At 70.3% G+C, this 22,905-nt stretch carries 19 protein-coding genes and 1 pseudogene; 12 read left to right on the forward strand and 8 right to left on the reverse strand.

The window, feature by feature from the left end:
* Positions 1-63: 63 nt before the first annotated feature.
* From U3649_RS08190 to U3649_RS08200, 3 genes are all read left to right on the forward strand, one after another.
* The gene (locus U3649_RS08190) at positions 64-1,719 is read left to right on the forward strand and encodes a serine hydrolase (RefSeq protein WP_407354345.1); all 1,656 of its coding nucleotides are present in this window, start codon (positions 64-66) and stop codon (positions 1,717-1,719) included.
* A 62-nt stretch (positions 1,720-1,781) separates the two neighbouring features.
* Complete coding sequence (locus tag U3649_RS08195; protein WP_407354346.1) at positions 1,782-3,011, forward strand: sensor histidine kinase; 1,230 nt, start codon at positions 1,782-1,784, stop codon at positions 3,009-3,011.
* On the forward strand, positions 3,008-3,769 hold the full coding sequence (locus U3649_RS08200) for a LytR/AlgR family response regulator transcription factor (RefSeq protein ID WP_407354347.1): 762 nt from the start codon (positions 3,008-3,010) through the stop codon (positions 3,767-3,769). Before U3649_RS08195 ends, U3649_RS08200 begins: the two co-directional genes overlap by 4 nt.
* 18 nt (positions 3,770-3,787) lie before the next feature.
* Here U3649_RS08200 and U3649_RS08205 read toward each other — a convergent pair whose 3' ends face one another.
* Positions 3,788-4,177 carry an MAPEG family protein gene (locus tag U3649_RS08205; protein ID WP_407354348.1) on the reverse strand — a complete coding sequence of 130 codons (390 nt, stop codon included), beginning with the start codon at positions 4,175-4,177 and terminating at the stop codon, positions 3,788-3,790.
* A gap of 315 nt (positions 4,178-4,492) precedes the next feature.
* Here U3649_RS08205 and U3649_RS08210 point away from each other — a divergent pair, with 315 nt between their 5' ends.
* Complete coding sequence (locus U3649_RS08210; protein ID WP_407354349.1) at positions 4,493-5,665, forward strand: phosphoglycerate kinase; 1,173 nt, start codon at positions 4,493-4,495, stop codon at positions 5,663-5,665.
* A 143-nt stretch (positions 5,666-5,808) separates the two neighbouring features.
* Here U3649_RS08210 and U3649_RS08215 read toward each other — a convergent pair whose 3' ends face one another.
* Positions 5,809-7,110, reverse strand: coding sequence for a short-chain fatty acid transporter (locus U3649_RS08215; protein ID WP_407354350.1), 1,302 nt, complete (start codon positions 7,108-7,110; stop codon positions 5,809-5,811).
* Between the two features lie 169 nt (positions 7,111-7,279).
* On the opposite strand from U3649_RS08215, the gene pyk reads away from it, so the two are divergent.
* The gene (gene pyk, locus U3649_RS08220; protein WP_407354351.1) at positions 7,280-8,746 is read left to right on the forward strand and encodes a pyruvate kinase; all 1,467 of its coding nucleotides are present in this window, start codon (positions 7,280-7,282) and stop codon (positions 8,744-8,746) included.
* 232 nt (positions 8,747-8,978) lie between these two features.
* On the forward strand, positions 8,979-9,989 hold the full coding sequence (locus tag U3649_RS08225; RefSeq protein ID WP_407354352.1) for a class I fructose-bisphosphate aldolase: 1,011 nt from the start codon (positions 8,979-8,981) through the stop codon (positions 9,987-9,989).
* A gap of 187 nt (positions 9,990-10,176) precedes the next feature.
* Here the strand turns inward: U3649_RS08225 and cysK are convergent, their stop codons facing one another.
* Complete coding sequence (gene cysK, locus U3649_RS08230) at positions 10,177-11,133, reverse strand: cysteine synthase A (protein WP_407354353.1); 957 nt, start codon at positions 11,131-11,133, stop codon at positions 10,177-10,179.
* A gap of 197 nt (positions 11,134-11,330) precedes the next feature.
* On the opposite strand from cysK, the gene U3649_RS08235 reads away from it, so the two are divergent.
* From U3649_RS08235 to U3649_RS08255, 5 genes are all read left to right on the forward strand, one after another.
* A complete protein-coding gene (locus tag U3649_RS08235) occupies positions 11,331-12,476 on the forward strand; it encodes an efflux RND transporter periplasmic adaptor subunit (RefSeq protein WP_407354354.1) in 1,146 nt (381 codons plus the stop codon).
* Between the two features lie 35 nt (positions 12,477-12,511).
* Complete coding sequence (locus tag U3649_RS08240) at positions 12,512-15,646, forward strand: efflux RND transporter permease subunit (protein ID WP_407354355.1); 3,135 nt, start codon at positions 12,512-12,514, stop codon at positions 15,644-15,646.
* Positions 15,639-16,202: a GNAT family N-acetyltransferase gene (locus U3649_RS08245; protein WP_407354356.1), complete on the forward strand. Its 564-nt coding sequence runs from the start codon at positions 15,639-15,641 to the stop codon at positions 16,200-16,202. Before U3649_RS08240 ends, U3649_RS08245 begins: the two co-directional genes overlap by 8 nt.
* Before the next feature lie 328 nt (positions 16,203-16,530).
* Positions 16,531-17,964 (forward strand): alanine/glycine:cation symporter family protein, encoded by a 1,434-nt coding sequence (locus U3649_RS08250; protein WP_407354357.1) that lies wholly within the window; start codon positions 16,531-16,533, stop codon positions 17,962-17,964.
* 3 nt (positions 17,965-17,967) lie between these two features.
* Positions 17,968-18,801 (forward strand): TrmH family RNA methyltransferase, encoded by an 834-nt coding sequence (locus U3649_RS08255; protein ID WP_407354358.1) that lies wholly within the window; start codon positions 17,968-17,970, stop codon positions 18,799-18,801.
* 213 nt (positions 18,802-19,014) lie between these two features.
* On the opposite strand, the gene U3649_RS08260 is transcribed toward U3649_RS08255, so the two are convergent.
* From U3649_RS08260 to U3649_RS08275, 4 genes are all read right to left on the reverse strand, one after another.
* Entirely contained in the window at positions 19,015-20,415 is a 1,401-nt protein-coding gene (locus U3649_RS08260) for a M28 family peptidase (RefSeq protein ID WP_407354359.1), read from the reverse strand.
* Between the two features lie 131 nt (positions 20,416-20,546).
* The gene (mscL, locus tag U3649_RS08265) at positions 20,547-20,966 is read right to left on the reverse strand and encodes a large-conductance mechanosensitive channel protein MscL (RefSeq protein WP_407354360.1); all 420 of its coding nucleotides are present in this window, start codon (positions 20,964-20,966) and stop codon (positions 20,547-20,549) included.
* Between the two features lie 30 nt (positions 20,967-20,996).
* Positions 20,997-21,710: a fumarylacetoacetate hydrolase family protein gene (locus tag U3649_RS08270; RefSeq protein WP_407354361.1), complete on the reverse strand. Its 714-nt coding sequence runs from the start codon at positions 21,708-21,710 to the stop codon at positions 20,997-20,999.
* 8 nt (positions 21,711-21,718) lie between these two features.
* Entirely contained in the window at positions 21,719-22,012 is a 294-nt protein-coding gene (locus U3649_RS08275) for a hypothetical protein (RefSeq protein WP_407354362.1), read from the reverse strand.
* Positions 22,013-22,122: 110 nt separating this feature from the next.
* On the opposite strand from U3649_RS08275, the pseudogene U3649_RS08280 reads away from it, so the two are divergent.
* Positions 22,123-22,470 (forward strand): annotated as a pseudogene (locus U3649_RS08280) (Rieske (2Fe-2S) protein); the annotation flags it as partial.
* A gap of 127 nt (positions 22,471-22,597) precedes the next feature.
* On the opposite strand, the gene U3649_RS08285 reads toward U3649_RS08280, so the two are convergent.
* Positions 22,598-22,888 carry a hypothetical protein gene (locus U3649_RS08285; protein ID WP_407354363.1) on the reverse strand — a complete coding sequence of 97 codons (291 nt, stop codon included), beginning with the start codon at positions 22,886-22,888 and terminating at the stop codon, positions 22,598-22,600.
* Positions 22,889-22,905 lie beyond the last annotated feature (17 nt).

Here is a 22,905-nt window from a genome sequence, read left to right on the forward strand (position 1 = left end):
CTCCGGCGACCACGCCGGCTCCGCGGCAGCATGGCACCGTCCCAACGAACGGAGATCGTCATCATGACCTTGCGCCCCCTGTCCGCCACCTTCCGCATCGCCGCCCTGGGCCTTGCCCTGGGAGCGGCCGGGCACGTCCACGCCATGACCGACGCCGAGCTGGCGGCGATCATCGACCAGCGCTTGGCCGGCGACCGCACCGGGGCCTGCCTGGCGGTCGCGGTGATCGAACCGGATCGCGTGGCACGCGCCTGGCGCTGCGCCGACGTCGGCGATGTCGCCCGCATCGGCCCCGACGTCGCCTTCGAGATCGGCTCGATCGCCAAGACCATGACCGCCACGTTGCTGGCCGATCTGATCGGCAAGGGCGAGGCGTCCCTGGACGATCCTCTGGCTGATCACCTGCCGGAAGGAACGCAGGTGCCCGACTACGATGGCCAGCCGATCCTGCTCCGGCACGTCGTGACCCACACCTCCGGTCTGCCGGCGCTGCCGTCGCGCATGAACGTCACCGATCCGCGTGATCCCTACGTCAATCTGGATGCCGACGCACTGCTGGCATCGCTCGCCGACGTCGACTTGACCCATGCGCCCGGCGAACAGTACGCGTACTCGAATTTCGCCTCGATGCTGCTGTCCTACGCGCTGGCGCGTCGCGCGGGCGCCGATTTCGAATCGTTGATCGACGACAAGCTGTTCACGCCGCTCGGCATGGAGGGCGCCTATGTCGCCCGACCGCCGGAACGCGTCCGTCCGGCGCAGGGGCATACGCCCGATACGAAGACGACGCCGTCCTGGACCATCGCCACCGACCTGGCCGGGGTCGGCGGCGTGCGCGCCACCCTGGACGACATGGTGCATTACGTGCAGGCGCAGCTGGGCCTGCGCGCGTCGCCGCTCGCGAAGGCGATCGCGCTCACCCAGCAGCCGGTCGCGACGGACGCCGCGTCGCGGATGGGCATGAACTGGATCATCGCGCCGCTCGATGGACGCGACATCCACCTCCACGGCGGCGGCACCGGCGGATTCTCCTCGCTGGTCGCGTTCGACCGGCAGCGGCAGCGCGGAGCGGTGGTGCTCTCCGACACCTCGCTCACGTCGCTGGGCGGTCTGCAGGACATCGGTCTGCACCTGATCGATCCGGAGCAGCCGCTTGGCGAGCCGCGCAAGGCCGCACGGGCGCCGGACGAACTGCTGGAGGCGCTGCAGGGCGATTACACGTTGCAAGGCGGCATGACCATGCGCTTGCAGCGCCAGGGCGAAGGATTGGTCGCCCGGGTTCCGGGACAGCCGGAGTTCGCCCTAGCCTACGACAGTGCCGGCGACTTCTATCCGCTGGAGCACGACGCAGCGCTGACACCACGGCGCGGCAAGGATGGGAGCTACGGCTTCCTGTGGAAGCAGAGCGGTGCCGTGTTTCCCGCCGTACGGGTCGAGGCGACGACCTCCGCGCCTTCTGCGGCGCCATTGCCGTTGGACGACTACCTGGGCGAGTATCCGCTGATGCGCGGATTCGAGTTGCACGTGCGCGAACACGATGGCGTGCTGCACGCGCAGGCTACCGGACAGGGCGAATTTGCGCTCGAGCGGACCAGCACCGACGTATTCGAGGCCCCGGCGTACGGCATCGAGATCCGCTTCGTACGCGACGATGCCGGCAAGGTGGCCTCGCTCGAGCTGCACCAGGCCGGCCAAGTGCTGCGAGGCGACCGCCGGTGAGCGATGCAGGGGCCTCCGCGCACCGGACAATGCAACCGTCGGCCTGGACCCGGGAACCCGTCATGACGGACACCAAGCCCTATTCGCTGCGGAAGCCGTTGCCGGACGACGTGTTGATCGGCGGCAACAGTGTGTGGAGCCGCTACCGGCAGTACCCGGTGTTCAGTGCGCCCTGGCTGATCGGGCGCACCCTGCTGTTTGCCAGTGTGATCGCGCTTTTCGCCCTGGTCGCCACGTTCGGCGTCGGCGTGGCGGTGCGCGATTACATGGCCGGCCTGGTGTACGGCGTGCACGCGTTCTGTGCGTTCCTGCTGATGGCGACCGCCGGGCCGGCGTTGGCCACGCTGGTCAGGCACCGCCGCTGGCCGTTGCGCCGGGAGCGCTGGCTGGTGGTGGCGGCGGTGGTGGCCGGGGTCGTGGCCAGCTACTCCGCAGATGCCTGGGCAAGCGCCTATGCCATGCAGATCTTCGACCAGGCCGCGCAACGCGGCGACCTGCCGCAACTGCCGAAACCGGAGATGCAGGGAACCGAGCGGGTGGTATCGCTGGGTGTGAACGTCGCCACGTTGGTCGTGGTGTACGGCCTCTTCGGCGGAGGCCTGGCGTTGCGTGCGTACTTCAGCGAGAACCGGCGTTGGGAGACCAGCCGGCAGAGGCGCGAGATGTCGGCCCTGCGCGCACAGGCGCAGGAGTCGGACCTTCGCCTGGGGACGCTGCAGGCGCAGGTCGAGCCGCATTTCCTGTTCAACACCCTGGCATCGGTACGCGCGCTGGTACGGCAGGACCCGCAGCGTGCGGAGGCCACGCTCGATGCCCTGGTCGATCACTTGCGGGCGACCATTCCCAAGCTGCGCGACGACCGTGCGTTGCTGCATTCCACGCTGGGACAGCAACTCGACGTCTGCGCCAGCTATCTGGCATTGATGCGGCTGCGCATCGGCGATCGCTTGCGCTACACGATCGAAGCCGAGCCCGCGCTGCGCTCGCTGCCGTACCCGCCGCTTCTGCTGATCACGCTGGTCGAGAACGCGATCAAGCACGGCGTCGAACCGTGGCCCGGACCGGCCGCAGTCGAAGTGCGCGCGCGCCGCGAACCGGGCATGCTGATCGTGGCCGTCAGCGACGACGGCGCCGGACTGAAGCCGGGGGTCGGCGGCGGCGTCGGCCTGGCGAACGTGCGCGAGCAGCTGGCGGTACGCTACGGCGGCCGTGCCAGCCTGCGCATGGACGGCCGCGAGGGTGCGGGTGCCCGCGCCGAGATCAGGATACCGCTGGAGGAGGCGACGCGATGAACCCGATCACCGCGGTGATCGCCGAGGACGAAGCGCCGCAACGTACTGCGCTGCTGGACCTGCTGGCCGAGGTGTGGCCGGAAATGGACGTGGTCGCGGCATGCGAGGACGGGCCCTCGGCACTGGCCGCGATCGCTGAACACACGCCGCGGGTCGCGTTTCTGGACATCCGCATGCCTGGCGTCGGCGGGCTCGACGTGGCCAAGGCGGCGGTGGCTGCGGGCGGGCTGGTGGTGTTCACCACCGCCTACGACGAGTACGCCGTCCGTGCCTTCGAGGCCGGCGCCGTGGACTACCTGCTCAAGCCGGTGCAGCCGGCGCGATTGCGGCAGGCGGTCCAACGCCTGCAAGCCCGGTTGCAGGATGTCCGCCCGCCCGACCTGCAGGCGCTGGTCGAGGATCTGGAGGCGCGGCTGCGGCCTCGGGGCGACCGCCTGATCCGTTGGATCAGTGCCAGCGCGGGTGACAGCGTGCGCATGATCGGGATCGACGAGGTGCTGTGCTTCCAGGCGCAGGACAAGTATGTGCGGGTGGTGACCGCCGAGGGCGAGGCGTTGATCCGCACCCCGCTCAAGGAACTGCTGGCAGGGCTGGATCCCGATGCGTTCTGGCAGGTGCATCGCGGCGCAGTGGTGCGCGTCTCGGCGATCGACCGGGTGCGCCGCGACGAGTTGGGCAAGTACCGGCTGCGATTGCGGCAATGCGACACGGTCCTGCCGGTCAGCACCGCGTTCCTGCACCGGTTCCGCGGCATGTAGCCCGCCTGGCCTGCGATCTCAGAACAGCGCCCAGAGCAGCTGCAGGATGCCCCACAGCGACACCGTCCACACCAGCGAGCGCAGGTACGGCACCCCGAAGGCGTACAGCGGTACGTAGGCCAGGCGCGCCCAGAAATAGAGCTGCGCGCCGAGCGCGCTCGCGGCGCTGGTGCTGTCGGTGGCGACGACGGCGAGTGCGGCGGCCGCGAAGAAGGGAAACGTCTCGAGGAAGTTGCGCATCGCGCGATCCAGGCGCGCCGCCACCCCGGCCAGCGGCGCCGGCTGGCCGTCGCGCGCGCTGGCGTTCCATTTCACGCCTCGCTGCCGGGTCATCGCGCCTGCCGCGAGCAGCAGCTGCACGATGCCCAGCACGATGGCCCAGCCCAGCACCTGGATTTCGGTCGGCATGCGGATCCTCCGGGAGAGAGTCGGCCGCAGCGTAGCAGGGCCGCTGCCGACATCGCGTCCCGCGGGCATCGCGACTGCCGTCGTCCCCACAGCGGGCGTTCCGGCGTCGATCCGGCAAGCCGGCCCGCCGATAACGTGGGAGCGGCGTCAGTCACGACGCCGCGTACACATGGTGGCCGCCGCGACCCGCTTCCGTGCAGGCCCGGAACCTCGCCACTTTGCGTTTGAACGCGGGGTCCGCTGCCGCGACAATGAGCGCGCACGCCGTCACCGCAGCGCCGCCCAGCCCTCCACCAGAATGAACGGGATCCCCCCATGACCATCCTCCGAATGAGCGACCTCGACCTGTCCGGCAAACGGATACTGATCCGGCAGGACCTCAACGTGCCGATCGAGGACGGCAGGATCACCTCGGAACAGCGCATCGTCGCCTCGCTGCCGACGCTCGAGCGCGCGCTGGAGCAGGGCGCCGCGGTGATGGTGATGTCCCACCTGGGGCGGCCGAAGGAGGGCGAGTGGAGCGCGGAGAACTCGCTGCAGCCGGTGGCCGATCGGCTCGCCGCGCTGCTGCGCAAGAACGTGCCGCTGGTGCGCGACTGGGTCGACGGCGTCGAGGTGAAGCCGGGCGGGATCGTGCTGCTCGAGAACTGCCGCATGAACGTCGGCGAGAAGGCCGACGACGAGGCGCTGGCGAAGCAATATGCCGCGCTGTGCGACGTGTTCGTGATGGACGCGTTCGGCACCGCGCACCGTGCCCAGGCATCGACCCACGGCGTGATCCGCTTCGCCGCGCAAGCCGCCGGCGGGCCGCTGCTGATGGCCGAGCTCGATGCCCTGGCCAGGGCGCTGGACGAACCCGCGCGGCCGCTGCTGGCGATCGTCGCCGGCAGCAAGGTCTCGACCAAGCTGGAACTGCTCGGCAACCTGGTCGGCAAGGTCGACCAGTTGATCGTCGGCGGCGGCATCGCCAACACCTTCCTCGCCGCCGAGGGCAAGGCGGTCGGCAAGTCGCTGCACGAGGCCGACCTGCTGGAGACCGCCCGCAAGATCCTCGCCGACGCCAAGTCCCGCGGCGCCGAGATCCCGATGCCGGACGACGTGGTGGTGGCCAAGCAGTTCCATCCCGAGGCGGAGGCGAGCGTGAAGGCGGTGGACGAGGTCGCCGACGACGACCTGATTCTCGACATCGGCCCGCGCACCGCCGACCGCTACGCCCGCATGATCGCGCAGGCCGGCACCGTGGTCTGGAACGGCCCCGTCGGCGTGTTCGAGTTCGACGCGTTCGGCAAGGGCACCGAAGCCCTGGCGCGGGCGATCGCCGCGTCCAGGGCGTTCTCGATCGCCGGCGGCGGCGACACCCTCGCCGCGGTCGAGAAGTACGGCATCGCCGACGACGTCGGCTACATCTCCACCGGCGGCGGCGCCTTCCTGGAGTTCCTGGAAGGCAAGACCCTGCCGGCGGTGGCGGCGCTGGAGGCGCGCGGCTGAGCGCCAAGGCCGGCAGCGCCGTGGCTCGCCGCGTTCTCGATTTCCGCCGCGAATCCTCGATGGACCCGGCCCGCATGCGTAGGAGCGCACCGCAAGGGGCGCGACAGCCTTCGCAGGAGAGGTCGCGCCCCTGTGGTGCGCTCTTACAGCAGCAATAGCCCGATCCCGATCACCGCGCCGGTGACGAACAGCTGGATCAGGCAGAAGCCCATGATGTCCTTCGCCTTCAGCCCGGCAATGGCGAGCATCGGCAGCGCCCAGAACGGCTGGATGAGGTTGGTCCAGGCATCGCCCCAGGCCACGCCCATCGCCACCCGGCCGATGTCCGCGCCCAGCGCCTCGGCGGCGGGGATCATGATCGGCGCCTGCACCGCCCATTGCCCGCCGCCGGAGGGCACGAAGATGTTGAGTGCGCCGCCGGCGATGAAGCTCCAGAACGGCAATGTGTCCGCATCGGCGAACGAGACGAACGCCTGCGAGATGTCGGCGGCCAGCCCCGATTGGGTCATGATCGCCATGATGCCGGCATAGAACGGAAACTGGATCGCGATCCCGGCGCCGCCCTTGATCGCCTCGTGCAGGCTGGCCAGCAGTCGCCGCGGCGTGCCGTGCAGCAGTATCGCCAGCATCAGGAACCCATAGTTGACGATGTTGAGGTTAAGCCCGCCGCCGCCGATGAAATGGTCGATCAGGAAGCCCATGCCGGCCAGTCCGATCAGCCACGACAGCATGCGGCCGTTTTCCAGGCGATCGGCGGGGCTGGCGGCGATGCCGGGCGTCGGTGCCGGTGCGTCCTCCGGCCGGTGGTATACGCTCTCGTCCGCCGGGGGCAGCATCAGCCGGTTGACCAGCGGGACCACCACGAACAGGACTGCGACGATCGCCAGATTGTAGAACGCGAACACCGTCTGCGAAGTCGGGATCACGCCGATCCGCTCGGCCATGAAATGACCCTCGGTGGCGATGGTCAGCGGCACCGAGCCGGCCAGTCCGCCGTGCCAGACCACGAAGCCGGAGTAGGCGCTGGCCACCAGCAGGCGATAGTCCACGCGCACCAGGCGCGCCAGTTCGCGCGCGAACAGCGCGCCGACCACCAGGCCGAAGCCCCAGTTGATCCAGCTCGCGGCCAGCGACACCAGGCTGACCAGCAGCACCGCGCTGCCGGCGCCGCGGGCCAGGCGCGCCAGCCGCTGCAGCAGCGCCTTCACCGGCGGCGTGCTCGCCAGCATGAAGCCGGTGACCAGCACCAGCAGCATCTGCATCGAGAACGACAGCAGTTCCCAGAAGCCGCCGCCCCAGTGCCGCAACAGCTCCAAGGGTGGAGTGCGTTCGACCAGCAGCGCGGCGGCGGCCGCCGCCAGCGTCAGCAGCAGCACGAACACGTAGGAGTCGGGCAGATAGCGCTCGACCAGGCGGACGGCGGGGCGGGAGATGCGGTTGAGCATGGTCGTGCCTGCGATTGCCGGAGATCGGGGGTTGCGGGTGGACCGTAGCCGATTCCCGCGCCGATGACCCGTGGACATTGGTTGCAGGTGCAACCCGGCCGCCGTCGCGCTGCCGTCGACACGACGCCGCTTTGTGCTAGGTTTCCCAGCCTGCCGTAGGGGACCTGACGTGACCGAATACCAGCGCCGCACCCGCATCCTCGCCACCCTGGGGCCGGCCACCGATCCCCCCGGCGTTCTCGACGCTCTGCTGCGCGCGGGGGTGGACGCGGTGCGCCTGAACTTCTCGCACGGCGATCCGGCCTCGCAGAAGGCGCGGGCGCAGGCGGTCCGCGAGGCGGCGCGGCGGGTCGGGGTGGAGGTCGGGATCCTGGCCGACCTGCCGGGCCCGAAGATCCGCATCGAGCGCTTCGCCGGGGGCAAGGTGCAGCTGCGCACCGGCGAGCGCTTCGACCTGGTCGCGCGCGAGGACGCGCCGCCGGGGAACGAGCGCGAGGTCGGGGTCAGCTATCTCGACCTGCCGAAGGACGTGCGCGCCGGCGACGTGCTGCTGCTCGACGACGGCGTGGTGCAGCTCGAGGTCGAGTCGGTCGAGGGCGAACGGATCGTCACCAGCGTGCTCAACGACAGCACGCTGTCCGACCGTAAGGGCCTGAACCGGCTCGGCGGCGGCCTGTCGCTGGGGGCGCTGACCGATCACGACCGCAGCCTGATCGCGGTGGCCGCCGAGATGGACGTGGATTTCATCGCCGTCTCGTTCTGCCGCAACGCCGCCGACATGAACGAGGCGCGGCAACTGGCGCGCGCCGCCGGCTCCGATGCCGCCCTGGTGTCGAAGATCGAGCGCGCCGAGGCGATCGAGAACCTGGCGGAGATCGTCGACGCCAGCGACGTGGTCATGGTCGCGCGCGGCGACCTCGGCGTGGAGATCGGCGACGCCGAGCTGCCGGGCCTGCAGAAGAAGATCATCCGCGAGGCGGTGGCGCAGAACAAGGTGGTGATCACCGCCACGCAGATGCTGCAGTCGATGGTCGACAGCCCGATTCCCACGCGTGCGGAGGTGCTCGATGTCGCCAACGCGGTCATCGACGGCACCGATGCGGTGATGCTTTCGGCCGAATCGGCAGCGGGCAATTATCCCGTGCGCGCGATCGAGGCGATGGCGCGCATCTGCGTCGGCGCCGAGAAGCAGTTCGAGGCCGATACCGACTTCGAGGCCGCGCCGCGCGACCTCGAGCGTGCCGACCAGGCGATCGCGATGGCGGCGATGTTCCTCGCCGAGCACATCGGCGTGCGCGCGATCGTGGCGATGACCGAGTCCGGCGGGACCGCGCGCTACCTGTCGCGCTTCCGTGCCAGCGCGCCGATCTACGCCTTCTCGCGCCACGCCGATGCGCGCCGGCGCATGGCGTTGATGCGCGGCGTGTTCCCGATCGATTACGACAGCCGCGGCCAGACCCCGCGCGAGGCGGCGCGCGGCAGCATCGGCACGCTGGTCCAGTCGGGATTGCTGTCCTCCGGCGAGCGCGTGGTCTTTACCAGCGGCGAGCACATGGAGACCCACGGCGCCACCAATACCCTGCGGCTGCTGAAGGTCGGCACCGACGGCCGCGCCGAGGGCCTGGGCGAGCTCTAGCCGGGCGAGAGCCGGATCGCCTGCCGGCGGCGGCTGCATCGATCCGGCGGCGGCCCGGGGCGCCCGTGCGTGGCGCCCCGGATCGGTCGGTGGCACCGCCCGGTCGCGACGGCGTTCCCGCAAGCGCCGGCGGCGGCGGGCGTTTGCGTGTTTTTCCCGCCGCGCTGACGGCGGCGCAACGGACCGCCGGGCTATACTCGGCGCCTCCCGCAGCCAGGCAGACCGACACGACATGAGCATCGAACAGCTTGCAGAAACCGCCCAGGCCATGGTCGCCGCGGGCAAGGGCATCATCGCCATCGACGAGTCCACCGGCACGATCGCCAAGCGTTTCGACGGCGTCGGCATCCCCAACAACGAGGAGAACCGCCGCGCCTACCGCGAGCTGCTGCTGACCACGCCCAACCTGGGCGAGTACATCAGCGGCGCGATCCTCTACGACGAGACCATCCGCCAGTCGACCCGCGACGGCGTGCCCTTCACCAAGGTCATGGCCGACAACGGCATCATTCCGGGGATCAAGGTCGACAAGAGCACCCATCCGCTGGCCGGCTTTCCGGGCGAGGTGGTCACCGAGGGCCTCGACGGGCTGCGCGACCGCCTGAAGGAGTACTACAAGCTCGGCGCGCGCTTCGCCAAGTGGCGTGCGGTGATCAACATCGGCGACGACATCCCCTCCGGCACCTGCATCGAGGCCAACAGCCACGCGCTGGCGCGCTATGCCGCGCTGTGCCAGGAGAACGGCCTGGTGCCGATGGTCGAGCCGGAGGTGCTGATGGACGGCAGCCACGACATCGAGACCTGCTACGAGGTCACCGAGGTCACCCTGCGTTCGCTGTTCGACGCGCTGTACAACCACAACGTCATGCTCGAGGGCACCATCCTCAAGGCGTCGATGGTGCTGCCCGGCAAGTCCAGCGGGGAGACGGTTCCCGTGGAGGAAGTGGCCGCGTCGACGCTGATGTGCCTGAAGTCGGCGGTGCCGGCGATCCTGCCGGGCATCGTGTTCCTGTCCGGCGGCCAGTCCGACGAGGACGCCACCGCGCACCTGGACGCGATGAACCGGATGGGCCCGCACCCGTGGCCGCTGTCGTTCTCCTACGGCCGGGCGATGCAGCAGGCGGCGCTGAAACTGTGGTCCGAGGACCTGGTCAACAACGTCGCCAGGGCGCAGGAGACGGTGTACGCGCGCGCGCGCGACAACGGCCTGGCGGCGCTGGGCGAGTGGTCGAAGGCGGCGTAGGCGGCGCCGGTGGCCTATTTTTCCGTTGCAGAAGGCCCGTCGCTACGGGCGATGTAAATCGCCGGGCTCTTCGCGATGAGGTAATGATTATCAGAGCTTGAGGTGCCGGCTATTCATTGGCGGCACCCGTGGCGACGGCCCATGTCTCACCGCAGCGGAAAGGACTGCTCGGCGCGGCGCGGTGCGACTACGGCAGTCCGGCCAGCCACTCGTCGTCGGAGCCCTCGTTGACGCCCTCGAACAGCGGGGTCGAGAAGTAACGTTCGCCGGTGTCGGGCAGCATCGCCAGGATCGCCGCGCCGGGTCCGGCCGTGCGCGCCACCTCCAGTGCCGCGGCCACGGTCGCGCCGGCGGAGATGCCGACGAACAGGCCTTCCTCGGCCGCCAGCCGGCGCGCGACCTCCATCGCCGTGGCATCGTCGACCGGCAGCACCTGCGCGGCGACGTCGCGGTTCAGTACCTCCGGCACGAAATCGGGGGTCCAGCCCTGGATCTTGTGCGGCGCCCAGTCCTTGCCGAGCAGCAGCGACGCGGCGGCGGGCTCGCACGCGGTCACCTTGACCTCCGGGCGCGCGGCCCTGAGCACCTCGCCGACGCCGGTGAGGGTCCCGCCGGTGCCCCAGCCGGTGACGAAATGATCCAGCCGGCGGCCGGCGAAATCGCGCAGGATTTCCGCGGCCGTGGTCTGGCGGTGGTAGGCCGGGTTGGCGGGGTTCTGGAACTGCCGCGCCAGGAACCAGCCGTGCTTCGCGGCCAGTTCCTCGGCCCGGCGCACCATGCCGCTGCCGCGCTCGGCGGCCGGGGTCAGGATCACCCGCGCGCCGTAGGCGCGCATCAGCTTGCGGCGCTCGACGGAGAAGGTCTCGGCCATCGTCGCGACGAACTTGTAGCCGCGCGCCGCGCAGACCATCGCCAGGGCCACGCCGGTGTTGCCCGACGTCGCCTCGACCACCGTGTCGCCGGGCTTGAGCAGGCCCTTCTGCTCGGCATCGAGGATGATCGCCAGCGCCAGCCGGTCCTTGACCGAGCCGCCGGGATTGAAGCTCTCGACCTTGGCGTAGAGGGAGACGTGATCCGGCGCCAGCCGGTGCAGGCGCACCACCGGGGTGTGGCCGATGGTGTCGAGGATCGAGTCGTGGATCATGGCGGAACCTCCGGACAGGGCGGGGACGGGTGCCGCCGGGCGCGCCGCGGCGGCTCGGCAGGCCAGAGTGCCGCGTAACGTGCGAGCGCGCCAGCGGTTGACCGCGGCAGCCGCGTTTCTGCCATGCCTGACGGCACACGGCGGTCGCGACCCGAGCGGATAGAATCGGTGGGATTTTCTCGACCTTCCTCCCGAGTATGTCCATTCATCGCTTCCGGCCCCTGGCGGTCCTTGTGCTGGCGCTCGCTTCCGTTCTGGCGCTCGCCGCCTGCGGCGATGGCAGCGGGCAGGGGGGGGGACGCGCCCCGGCGGGCAATGCGGCCACCGTGACCACCGCCACCGTGCAGGTCCAGCCGTGGAGCGACACCATCCAGGCGTTGGGCACGGTGAAGGCGCGCGAATCGATCATGGTGACCGCCAAGGTCAGCGAAACCGTGGAGCGGGTGCATTTCGAAAGCGGGGACGTGGTGGCAGCGGGCGACGTGCTGGTGACCCTCAGCGGGAACCAGCAACACGCGGCGCTGGCCGCCGCCGAGGCCGCGGCGGCCGAGGCGGACCGGTTGCACGAGCGCCAGAGCCAGCTCGCCGCGCAGCAGTTGATCTCCAGCTCGTCGCTGGATACCCAGCGTGCAGTGCGTGATTCGGCGCGCGCCCGGGTGCAGGAAATCCGCGCGAACCTCGGCGACCGCAGCATCCGTGCGCCGTTCCCGGGCGTGCTCGGCCTGCGCCTGGTGAGTCCGGGATCGCTGGTCCAGCCCGGCACCGAGATCGCCTCGCTCGACGACGTCTCGCGCGTGTACGTGGATTTCCCGGTGCCCGAGGCGCAGCTGGCCAACCTCGCGCCGGGGCAGCGCCTGATCGGTCGCAGCGTCGCCTATCCGGGACGCGAGTTCGAAGGCACGGTGGCCACCGTGGATTCGCGGATCGACCCGAACACGCGCGCGGTCACCGTACGCGGCGACTTCCCCAACGCCGACGGCGCGCTGCGCCCCGGCCTGCTCATGCAGGTGGTGCTGGAGCGCCCGGCCCGTGAAGCGCTGGTGGTGCCCGAGATCGCGATCGTGCAGGTCGGCCGCGACACCTTCGTCTACCGCGTGCGCGAAGACGATACGGTCGAACAGGCCCCGATCGAGGTGGGGGCGCGCGTCGCCGGCCGCGCGGAAGTGGTGTCCGGGCTCTCGGGAGGCGATCGCATCGTCGTCGACGGCACCGGCAAGCTGCGGACCGGGATGGCGATCGAGGATACCGGCCCGCCGGCACAGCCCACGCCGGCGCCGGACGCGGCGCAGGCCGACCAGGCGGACCAGGGACGAATCGAAACGCCCGCGCCCGCTAACGATTAGTTCCCGCATTCCGCCCACAGGTCACCGATACCCGCATGCGTCTGTCCGACATCTCGATCAAGCGTCCGGTACTGGCCGTGGTGATGAGCCTGCTGCTCATCGTGCTCGGCATCGCGTCGTTCGACCGGCTGACTTTGCGCGAGCTGCCCAACATCGATCCGCCCATCGTCTCGGTGAGCGTCGACTACCCGGGCGCCTCGGCGGCCGTGGTGGAGACGCGGGTCACGCAGATCCTCGAGGACGCGCTGGCCGGCATCGAGGGCATCCGCACGATCGAATCGGAGAGCTCCAACGGCGAGGCCGACGTCGACATCGAGTTCAACCTGACCCGCGACATCGAGGCGGCGGCCAACGACGTGCGCGACGCGGTCAGCAGGGTCATGGACCGGCTTCCGATCGAGGCCGACGCGCCGGAGATCGAAAAGGCCGAGTCGGACGGCGACGTGATCGTCTGGCTCAACATGCGCTCGAGCACGATGGACACGCTGGAGCTCACCGACTACGCCGAACGCTACATCGTCGACCGGCTGTCGTCGATCGACGGCGTGGCGCGCGTGAACCTGGGCGGCGGCCAGCGCTACGCGATGCGCATCTGGCTCGATCGCGACGCGATGGCCGCGCGCGGCGTCACCGCCAACGACGTCGAGAACGCGTTGCGCGAGGAGAACATCGAGCTGCCGGCCGGCAGGATCGAGTCGAGGGACCGGGACTTCACGCTGCGCGTCGAGCGCGGCTACGTCGAGCCGGCGCAGTTCGCCCAGATCCCGCTGATGAAGGGCGCGGACGGGTACGTGGTGCGCCTGGGCGACGTGGCCCAGGTGGAGCTGGGCGCCCAGGAGCGCCGCGCCTACCTGCGCAGCAACTTCGTGCCCAACGTCGGCATCGGCATCGTCCGCACCTCCACCGCCAATGCGCTCGACGTGGTGCGGGCCGCGCGCGCCGAAGCCGAGCGCATCCAGGAGACCCTGCCCGAGGGCACCGACATCTTCGTCGCCTACGACGGCACGGTGTTCATCGACGCCGCGATCAAGCGCGTCTACTGGACCCTGGTCGAGGCGATGGTGCTGGTGGTGCTGGTGATCTGGCTGTTCCTCGGCAGCGCGCGCGCGGCACTGATCCCGTCGGTCACGGTCCCCGTGTGCCTGATCGCCACGTTCATCGCCCTGTACGCGTTCGGCTTCACCATCAACCTGCTCACGCTGCTGGCGCTGGTGCTCTGTATCGGCCTGGTCGTGGACGACGCCATCGTGGTGCTGGAGAACGTGCAGCGCCGCGCCGACCTGGGGGAGCCGCCGCTGGTCGCGGCCAGGCGCGGCACCGCACAGGTCGCGTTCGCGGTGATCGCGACCACTGCGGTGCTGGTGTCGGTGTTCCTGCCGGTCGGCTTCATGGAAGGCAACAGCGGGCGGCTGTTCCGCGAACTGGCGGTGGCGCTGGCCGGCGCGGTCGCGCTGTCGGCCTTCGTGGCGCTCACGCTCACGCCGATGATGTGTTCCAAGCTGGTGCGTCCGCACGGCAAGGAAACCGGTCTCAACGCATGGATCAACCGCCAGCTCAACCGGGTCAGCGCCGGCTACGGGCGCCAGGTCGGGCGCCTGGTATCGCTGCCCGGGCGGCGGATCCTGCTGATGATGATGCTGGCGATGGGCGGGTGCATCGCGCTGGTGCTGCTGCTGCTGTGGCGCGTGCCCAGCGAGTTGTCGCCGGCCGAGGACCGCGGCCGCTTCTTCATCTCCGTCGACGGCCCGGAAGGCGCGGGCTTCGACTACACGGTCGGTCAGATGCAGCAGGTCGAGCGGATCCTGGGCGAGTACATCGGCGACGACAAGCCCATCCAGCGCGCCAACTCGCGCGCGCCGCGTGGCTGGGGCGGCAGCGAGGAGATGCATACCGGGCAGGTGATCGTGTTCCTGCACGACTGGGACAAGCGCGACATCGCCACCGAGGACCTGGTGGCCGAGGTGCGGCGGAAACTCGCCGTGCTGCCCGGCGTGCAGGCGCGCGCCAACGTGCCCGGCGGGCTGGTCAGCAGCCGCGGCCAGCGCTACCAGCTCGTGCTGGGCGGCCCCAACTACGAGGACCTGGCCGAGTGGCGCGACCGGATGCTGGTGCGGATGGAGGAGAATCCGGGTCTCACCGACATCGACTCCGACTACAAGGAGACGCGGCCGCAGATGCGGGTCAACATCAACCGCGATCGCGCCGCCGACCTGGGCGTCTCGGTGACCGAGGTCGGCCGCACCCTGGAGACGATGATGGGCTCGCGCCAGGTCACCACCTTCGTCGATGACGGCGAGGAGTACGACGTGCTGCTTCAGGCCGGGCGCGAGAACCGGATGACCCCGGCCGACCTCGAGAACACCTACGTGCGCGGCAGCGGAGACGCGCTGGTGCCGATGGCCAGCCTGGTCACGCTGAGCGAGATCGCCGAGCCGGGCGCATTCAACCGCTTCAACCGCCTGCGCGCGATCACCATCAGCGGCGGACTGGCGCCGGGTTACACCATGGGCGAGGCGCTGGAATGGACCCGGCAGGTCGTCGCGGAGGAACTGCCCGACTACGCGCAGATCGACTGGAAAGGCGAGTCGCGCGAGTATCTGGAAGCCGGCGGCGCGGTGATCGTCACCTTCACCCTGGCGCTGCTGGTGGTCTACCTGGTGCTGGCCGCGCAGTTCGAGAGCTTCGTGCACCCGCTGGTGATCATGCTGACGGTGCCGCTGGCGATCCTCGGCGCGTTGATCGGGTTGTGGATCACCGGCGGCACGCTGAACCTCTTCAGCCAGATCGGCGTCATCATGCTGGTGGGGCTCGCGGCGAAGAACGGCATCCTGATCGTCGAGTTCGCCAACCAGCTGCGCGACGACGGGCGCAGCGTCACCGAGGCGATCGCCGAATCCGCCGCGGTGCGCCTGCGCCCGATCCTGATGACCTCGATCGCGACGATGGCCGGCGCTGTGCCGCTGGTGGTGGCCGGCGGCCCCGGATCCGCCAGCCGCGCCACGATCGGCGTGGTGGTGATCTTCGGCGTCGCCTTCGCCAGCCTGCTGTCGCTGTTCGTGGTGCCGGCGTTCTACGCGCTGCTGGCGCCGTTCACGCGCTCGCCGGAGGCGCTGGCGCAGAAGCTGGAGCAGCTGGAGGCGGACACGCCGCCGGTCAGCGGCCATGCCTGAATCGGCGGATCGCTGGGGCGCGGCCCGTCTCGGCGGCGACGGATTCGTCCTGCGCCGCTGGCGCCGGGACGACCTGGACGCGCTGCTGCGCCATGCCGACGATGCGCAGGTCTCGCGCGCGGTGAGCGACCGCTTTCCGCACCCGTACACGCGCGGGGACGGCATCCGCTTCCTGTCGGGCGAGGTGGTCGACCTGTCCCAGCCGGTATTCGCGATCGAGATCGACGGCGAGGCCTGCGGCGGCATCGGCGCCCGCCCCGGAAGCGGCGAGCGGGCGCACAGCGCCGAGTTCGGCTATTGGCTCGGCCGCGCGCATTGGGGGCGCGGCACGATGACCCGCGTGGTGGCCGCGTTCGCGCCCTGGGTGATGTGCGAGTTGGCGCTGTACCGCCTGTTCGCCACCGTGCTCGACTGCAACCCGGCCTCGGCACGGGTGCTGCAGAAGAACGGCTTCGTCGAGGAGGGCGTGCAGCACTGCGCGGTGCGCAAGCGCGGCCGCCTGCACGACCTGCGCGTGTTCGCGAAAGTCAGGCGCGATCCCGACGCTTCCCCGTAGGCAGGCATGATGCGCGGTGGTCGGGGGCCCTTGTGGGAGCGACGGAAGTCGCGACGCAGGGAAGGCAGCCGCCCCGCCGCGACCCCGCGCCGGCAGAAGCAGTCGCGACTCCCGTCGCTCCCACATCCGGTTCTCGCCTCCTGTGGAAGCGACGGGAGTCGCGATCCCCGCCGCTCCGACAGAGCGCCGACCGGAGTGGGGGCGATGCCGCCGGGACCGTTCTCCGACCGGATCCACCGCGCAGTTTCGCGTTTGTGCCGGGATCATGGAGAATCGAGGCTTCGTTCGCGTCGCGGACCGAATGCCGTCCAACCGGGGAGCACGCCTAGTGGAACAGATCGTCAATACCCTCAACAGCGTCATCTGGAGCACGCCGTTGATCGTCCTGTGCCTGGGCGCCGGCCTGTACTTCTCGATCCGGACCCGGTTCATGCAGGTCCGCCAGTTCGGCGAGATGGTCCGGCTGATGCTCAGCGGCACCAAGTCCGACGCCGGCGTGTCGTCGTTCCAGGCGCTGGCGATGTCGCTGTCGGGGCGCGTGGGCATCGGCAACATCGCCGGCGTCGCCACCGCGATCGCCTTCGGTGGTCCCGGCGCGGTGTTCTGGATGTGGGTGGTCGCGTTCTTCGGCGCGTCCACCGCCTACGTCGAGTCGACCCTGGCGCAGATCTACAAGGAGAAGGACGACCACGGCCGCTACCGCGGCGGTCCCGCCTACTTCATCGAGAAGGCGATGGGACAGCGCTGGTACGCGTGGCTGTTCGCGGTGGTCACCGTGGCCGCGACCGGCTTCCTGCTGCCGGGCGTGCAGGCCAACGGGATCGCCTCGAGCATGACCAACGCCTGGGGCGTGCCGCCGAGCGCGACGGCGGCGTTCGTCGTGGTGGGGCTGGGCTTCATCATCTTCGGCGGCGTCAAGCGCATCGCCAGCTTCGCCCAGGTGGTGGTGCCGTTCATGGCGCTGGCCTATCTGCTGATCGCGCTGGTGATCATGTTCCTCAACGCGTCGGCGCTGCCCGCGATGCTGGCGCTGATCTTCAAGAGCGCGTTCGGGCTGGAGGCGGGGCTGGGCGCGGTGCTGGGCCTGGCGATCGAGTGGGGCGTCAAGCGCGGCATCTACTCCAACGAGGCCGGGCAGGGCACGGGCCCGCACCATGCCGCGGCGGCCGAGGTGTCGCACCCGGCCAAACAGGGCTTCGTGCAGGCGTTCTCGGTCTACGTCGACACCCTGCTGGTGTGCTCGGCGACGGCCTTCATGATCCTTTCCACCGGCATGTACAACGTGGTCGGCCGCGGCGGCGAGATGCTCGTCGAGGCGCTGCCCGGCATCGAGGCCGGGCCCGGGTTCGCCCAGCACGCGGTCGAATCGGTGCTGCCCGGCTACGGGGCCGGGTTCGTGGCGGTGGCGCTGCTGTTCTTCGCCTTCACCACCATCCTCGCCTACTACTACATGGCCGAGACCAACGTCACCTACATCAACCGCAAGGTGCACCGGCCGTGGCTGGTGTTCGCGCTGCGGATCGGGGTGCTGGCGGCGGTGACCTTCGGCGCGGTGCGCAGCGCGGAGATGGCGTGGACGCTCGGCGACATCGGCGTCGGCCTGATGGCCTGGCTCAACATCGTCGCCATCCTGATCCTGCAGAAGCCGGCGCTGCTGGCGCTGCGCGACTACGAGCGGCAGCAGGCGGCGGGCGTGGACCCGAGCTTCGACCCGGAAGCGCTGGGCATCCGCAACGCCGACTTCTGGCGCAACCGGGAGTAGTCGATGCCGGGCCGGCCTTCCGGATCCGGATCCGGGTCGCCCTGGGCCGGGGGCGCGCGCAAGCGCGCGGCGCAGCCGCCGCGCGAGTCTCCGCGGCCGGGCCGCCAGGAGGAGGTGCGGCTGTACGGCGTCAATGCCGTGCAGGCGGTGTTCGCGCGGCGTCCGCAGGCGATCCGCAAGCTGTACCTGGCGCAGGCGCGCATCGCGTCGCTGCAGCCGCTGCTCAAGTGGTGCGTCGCGCACCGGATCGGCTATCGCGTGGTCGAGGACGCGGAACTGGGCAAGCTCGCGGCCAGCTCGCACCACGAGGGCGTGGTCGCCGACGTGCTGCGACAGGCGCCGGGCACGCTGGATCCGTGGTTGCGCGGGTTGCCGGAAGGGCCGTGCTGCGCGGTGTGGCTCGACGGGGTCGGCAATCCGCACAACTTCGGCGCGATCCTGCGCTCGGCGGCGCATTTCGGCGTCTCGGCGGTGCTGCTGCCGGCGCACTCGACGCTCGCCCTGTCCGGCGCCGCCGCGCGCGTGGCCGAGGGCGGCGCCGAGGCGGTGCCGCTGTTGCGGCTGGAGGACGCCGGCGACGCGATGGCGAAGCTGCGCCAGGCCGGGTTCGCGTTGGCCGCCACGGTTGCGCGCGACGGCGCCGACCTGTTCGCGGCAAGCCTGCCGCAGCGCCTGGTCTGGGTGCTGGGCGCGGAGGGCGAGGGCCTGGGCGAGGCCGTGGCGGCCGACTGCGACCTGCGGCTGTCGATCCCCGGCAGCGGCGCGGTCGAAAGCCTCAACGTCGCATCCGCCACCGCGGTGCTGCTGGCGGCGTGGCGGATGCGCTGCCCCGCGTGATCCTGCCCGGGTCTCAGGCCCGGTGGCTCGCATCGTCCTGAGCACTTCGTAGCAGGGCACCCGTGGTGTGATGGTCGGCCTCGCCGGCGGGACTTCTCTCGTCGCCGTGGCTGCGGTTCTCGGCGATGTGGTCGGGCAGGAATTCGCGCGATTCGAAGTCCGGCAACGGTGCGCGATCGCCGGCTCGTGCGGTCCCGTGGCGCGTCCGCGCGGCTACTCGGGCATCTGCGAGGCGCCGGCCGCGCTGCCGAAATCGCCGTCCGCCTCCGCCGCCAGGTACGCGAACACCGCGTAGGCGGCGACGTTCTGCGCCACCGCCTCGGGGTCGACCTTGTCCAGGGTGTCGTCGGCGTTGTGGTGCAGGTCGAAATACTCGGTGCCGTCCTGCGCCAGCCACGCCCAGGCGCCGCCGGCCTGCGACAGCGGGATGAAGTCCGGGCCGGGGCCGCCTTCCCCCGGCATGTATTCGATCCCCAGCGGCGCCAGCGCCTCGGCGATCTGTTGGGTGGCGGCCCGGGCATGGTCGGGTGCGCTGGTATTGAAGCCGTAGATCCGGCCGGCGCCGAAGTCGCTTTCCGCGGCGATCACGTGCTCGGCGACCTCGCCGGCGTGGCGCTCGGCGTACTGGCGTGCGCCGATCAGGCCCTGCTCCTCGTTGGCGAACGCGATCACGCGGATGCTGCGCCTGGGCTTTTGCGGCAGCTGCCCGATCAGGCGCGCCGCGGCCATGGTGATGCCGATGCCGGAGGCGTCGTCGACCGCGCCGGTGCCGAGGTCCCAGGAGTCCAGATGCCCGCCGATCGCCACCACCTGTTCCGGAGACTCGCGCCCGGTGATCTCGCCGATCACGTTCTGTGAGGTGTATTCGCCGTCCCAGCCGCAGTCCAGCGCCAGCCGCACCCGCACCGGGCCGCGTTCGAGCAGCCGTCCCAGTTGGTCGGCGTCGACCAGCGACAGCGCCGCCGCGGGGATCGGCTCGACGCCTTCGGCGAAGCGGGTCATCCCGGTGTTCGCCACCCGGTGCGGACTGGTGCCGATCGAGCGCATCAGGTAGCCGATCGCGCCCTTGGTGCTCGCCACGGAGGGCCCGCGGCCGCGGATCGGCCCCGCGTCGCCGTAGCCGCTACCGTCACGGGTGCGCGCCATGCGGTAGTCGACGAAGGCGATCTTGCCGGCCAGCATGTCCTCGGGCGCGGCCTCCAGCGCGGCGAAATCGGCGAAGCGCACGATCTCCGCCTCGACCTCGCCGCCCGGGCTGCCGCCGAGCGCAGTGACCAGCAACGGTTGCGCGTTCGCACCGAGCACCTGCGCATGCTCGCCGCGGCGCTGCCACGTCGGAAAGGTGACCGGCTCGGTCCAGACGCGGTCGAAGCCGAACTCGGCGAACTTCTTCTTGGCCCAGGCCACCGCGCGCGCGTCCGCCTCGCTGCCGGGCAGGCGCGGCCCGACTTCGGTGGTCAGCGATTCGATCAATTTCCAGCCCGTATCGTCGGCAAGCGCCTGCTCGCGCAGCTGCGCCGCGGTGGCGAGCGCGGCGTCGGGGATGCGCGTCTGCTGCTGAGCGACGGCGGGCGTGGCGAGAGCGAGGGCGAGGAGCAGCGACGCGAAACGCATGGGAACTCCGGGGCAAAAAAACGGAGCCGCGAGCTTATCAGCCGCGGCTCCGTCAATGGGTGCCGGACGCGTGCGAGCGTCCGGCCGGCATCGCGAACGCCGGAAACGGCGGACGCGAATGACGATTGGGATTACGGCGCCCGCTTCAGCGAATCACGGATCTCGCGCAGCAGCAGCACGTCTTCCGGCGTCGCCTCCGGTGGTGCCTCCTCCGCTTGCTGCTTGCGCTTGAGGCGGTTGATGCCCTTGACCACCAGGAAGATGGCGAAGGCGACGATCACGAACTGCAGCAGCACGTTGAGGAACTCGCCGATCCCGATCGCCACTGCCGGAACCGTCTCGCCGGCGGCATCGATGGTGGCCTCGCGCAAGGTGATGACCAGGTCGCTGAAGTCGACGCCTCCGATCAGCAGCCCGAGCGGCGGCATGACGATCTGGTCGACCAGCGCGGTGACGATCTTGCCGAACGCGGCACCGATCACGACCCCGACCGCGAGGTCGACGACGTTGCCGCGCATCGCGAATTCCCTGAACTCCGAACCCATGCCCATGCCGCGGTCTCCAGGTGGTGGACGCGCCGACTATACCCGGGCAGGGACGATCTCGCAGTCCAGTGCGATGGCGTCGTCGAGCGCCGCGTGGCAGCGGTCGCCGGGCTGCAGGGCGGCGACGCCGGCCGGGGTGCCCATGAACACCAGGTCGCCGGCGCGGAGCGCGTACAGCTTCGACAGCTCGTGCAGGATCTCCGCCACGCTCCAGATCATCGCGTCCAGGCGCGAGCGCTGGCGGACCTCGCCGTTGACCTGCAGCGACAGCGTGCGTTCGCCGAGATCGCCGAGCTCGGCGGCCGCGACCAGCCGGCTGACCGGCGCGGAGTGATCGAAGGCCTTGGCGGTGTCCCAGGGCAGGCCCTTGGCCTTGGCCGCGGCCTGCAGGTCGCGGCGGGTCAGGTCCAGGCCGATGCCGTAGCCGAACACCAATGCCTGCGCGCGCTCCATGGCGAGTTCGCCGTCGGGCGCGTCGGCGCCGAGCGCCACCACCAGTTCGACCTCGTGGTGAAGATCGCGGGTGCCGGGCGGATAGGGCACGTCGCGGCCGGTGACGACCGCATCGGCCGGTTTCATGAAGAACACCGGTTGCCCGCGCGTTTCCGGCGAGGCCGGCGCTTGCGCCCCCATTTCCCGGGCGTGGTCGGCGAAGTTGCGGCCGACGCAGTAGATGCGACGCACCGGAAAGCTGCCACCGCCGCGCACCGCGATGCGCGGCGCCGCGGCTGCCGGAACCACGTCGCTCATGGGCGGCCTCAGCGCAGCAGGGGTTTGTCGACGATGCGGAATTCGCCGTCGAGCGCGCCCCGGCGCTCGCGCGCGGAAACCGGCTGTCCGCGCCGGCGCAGCAGGCGCATCGCCAGTCCGGCCGTCAGCATGGCGGCGCCGATGACGACGCCGAAGACCAGCAATACCGCCAGCAACGCCAGGCCGAGCAGCCCGAAGGCCACCCGCAGCAGCGGATGGCGCGGCTTGCGCGGCGAGAAGACAGCGGAAACGCCGGAGGCGCGATAGCGCAGGTGCAGGGTGTTGAAGACGTTGGAGATCATTGCTTCCCGATGGAACGGACGGCAGGCACACGGAACGCGGTGGCGCCCGTGAGACAATGCGGCATCGAGCCGATGCGGACAGTATCGGTCGCCAACCGTCCTCGAATGTAATGAGTTCGTTAAATCAAGCGCCCGCCGGCGTGCCGCTGATCGCACTCGCGCAGATTGCGGACGGCGATTTCGCCGAAGTCGAGGCGGTGATCGACGGCGTCGCCGAATCATTGATCCTGTATCGCGAAGGCAGCGCCGCGCGCGCGTGGCTCAACGTCTGTCCGCACGCCGGCCGGCGTCTCGACTGGGCGCCAGGCCGGTTCCTGAAGTCGAAGGACGGCCTGCTGGTGTGCGCGGCCCACGGCGCCGGCTTCGAATTGGCGGCCGGCCGGTGCGTGGCCGGGCCCTGCCGGGGGGAGACGCTGCGCGCGGTGGCGGTCGAGGTGCGCGCCGGCATGGTCGTGCTGCCCCAAAGCCGATCCGGTACAGAACAGGAGGGAGCGGGCGACAGCGATGCCGCCGCGGAGTGAGAAACGAGAGAAGAGCGCCTACGCGTCTCTCGCTCCTCTCCACTCGTCGTTCCTCGCTTTGCGCTCAGCGGATCGATGGGTCGAGCCGGCGCAGCGCCTCGACCAGATCGACCGAGCCGGTCTGCTCGATGTCCTCGCGCGTGTACACGCGCCCGCCCGCCGCCACGCAGTCGGCGCGCTCCTTCTTGGTGCGGGCGTTGCGTTGGGCGATGATGCGCGAGCCGGTTTCCCGGATGCAGAACGGCTCGGAAGCCTTGGCGCGGTCGGATGTCGCCTGCTCCTCGGGCTCGACGTCCTGTGCAGCGGCGGCGAAGGCGAAACCGAGCAGCATGCCGGCGATCAGAAGACGTTTCATGGCGAGACCTCGTCCGG

This window comes from Luteimonas sp. R10 (genome assembly GCF_045689605.1).
Classification (GTDB): domain Bacteria; phylum Pseudomonadota; class Gammaproteobacteria; order Xanthomonadales; family Xanthomonadaceae; genus Luteimonas.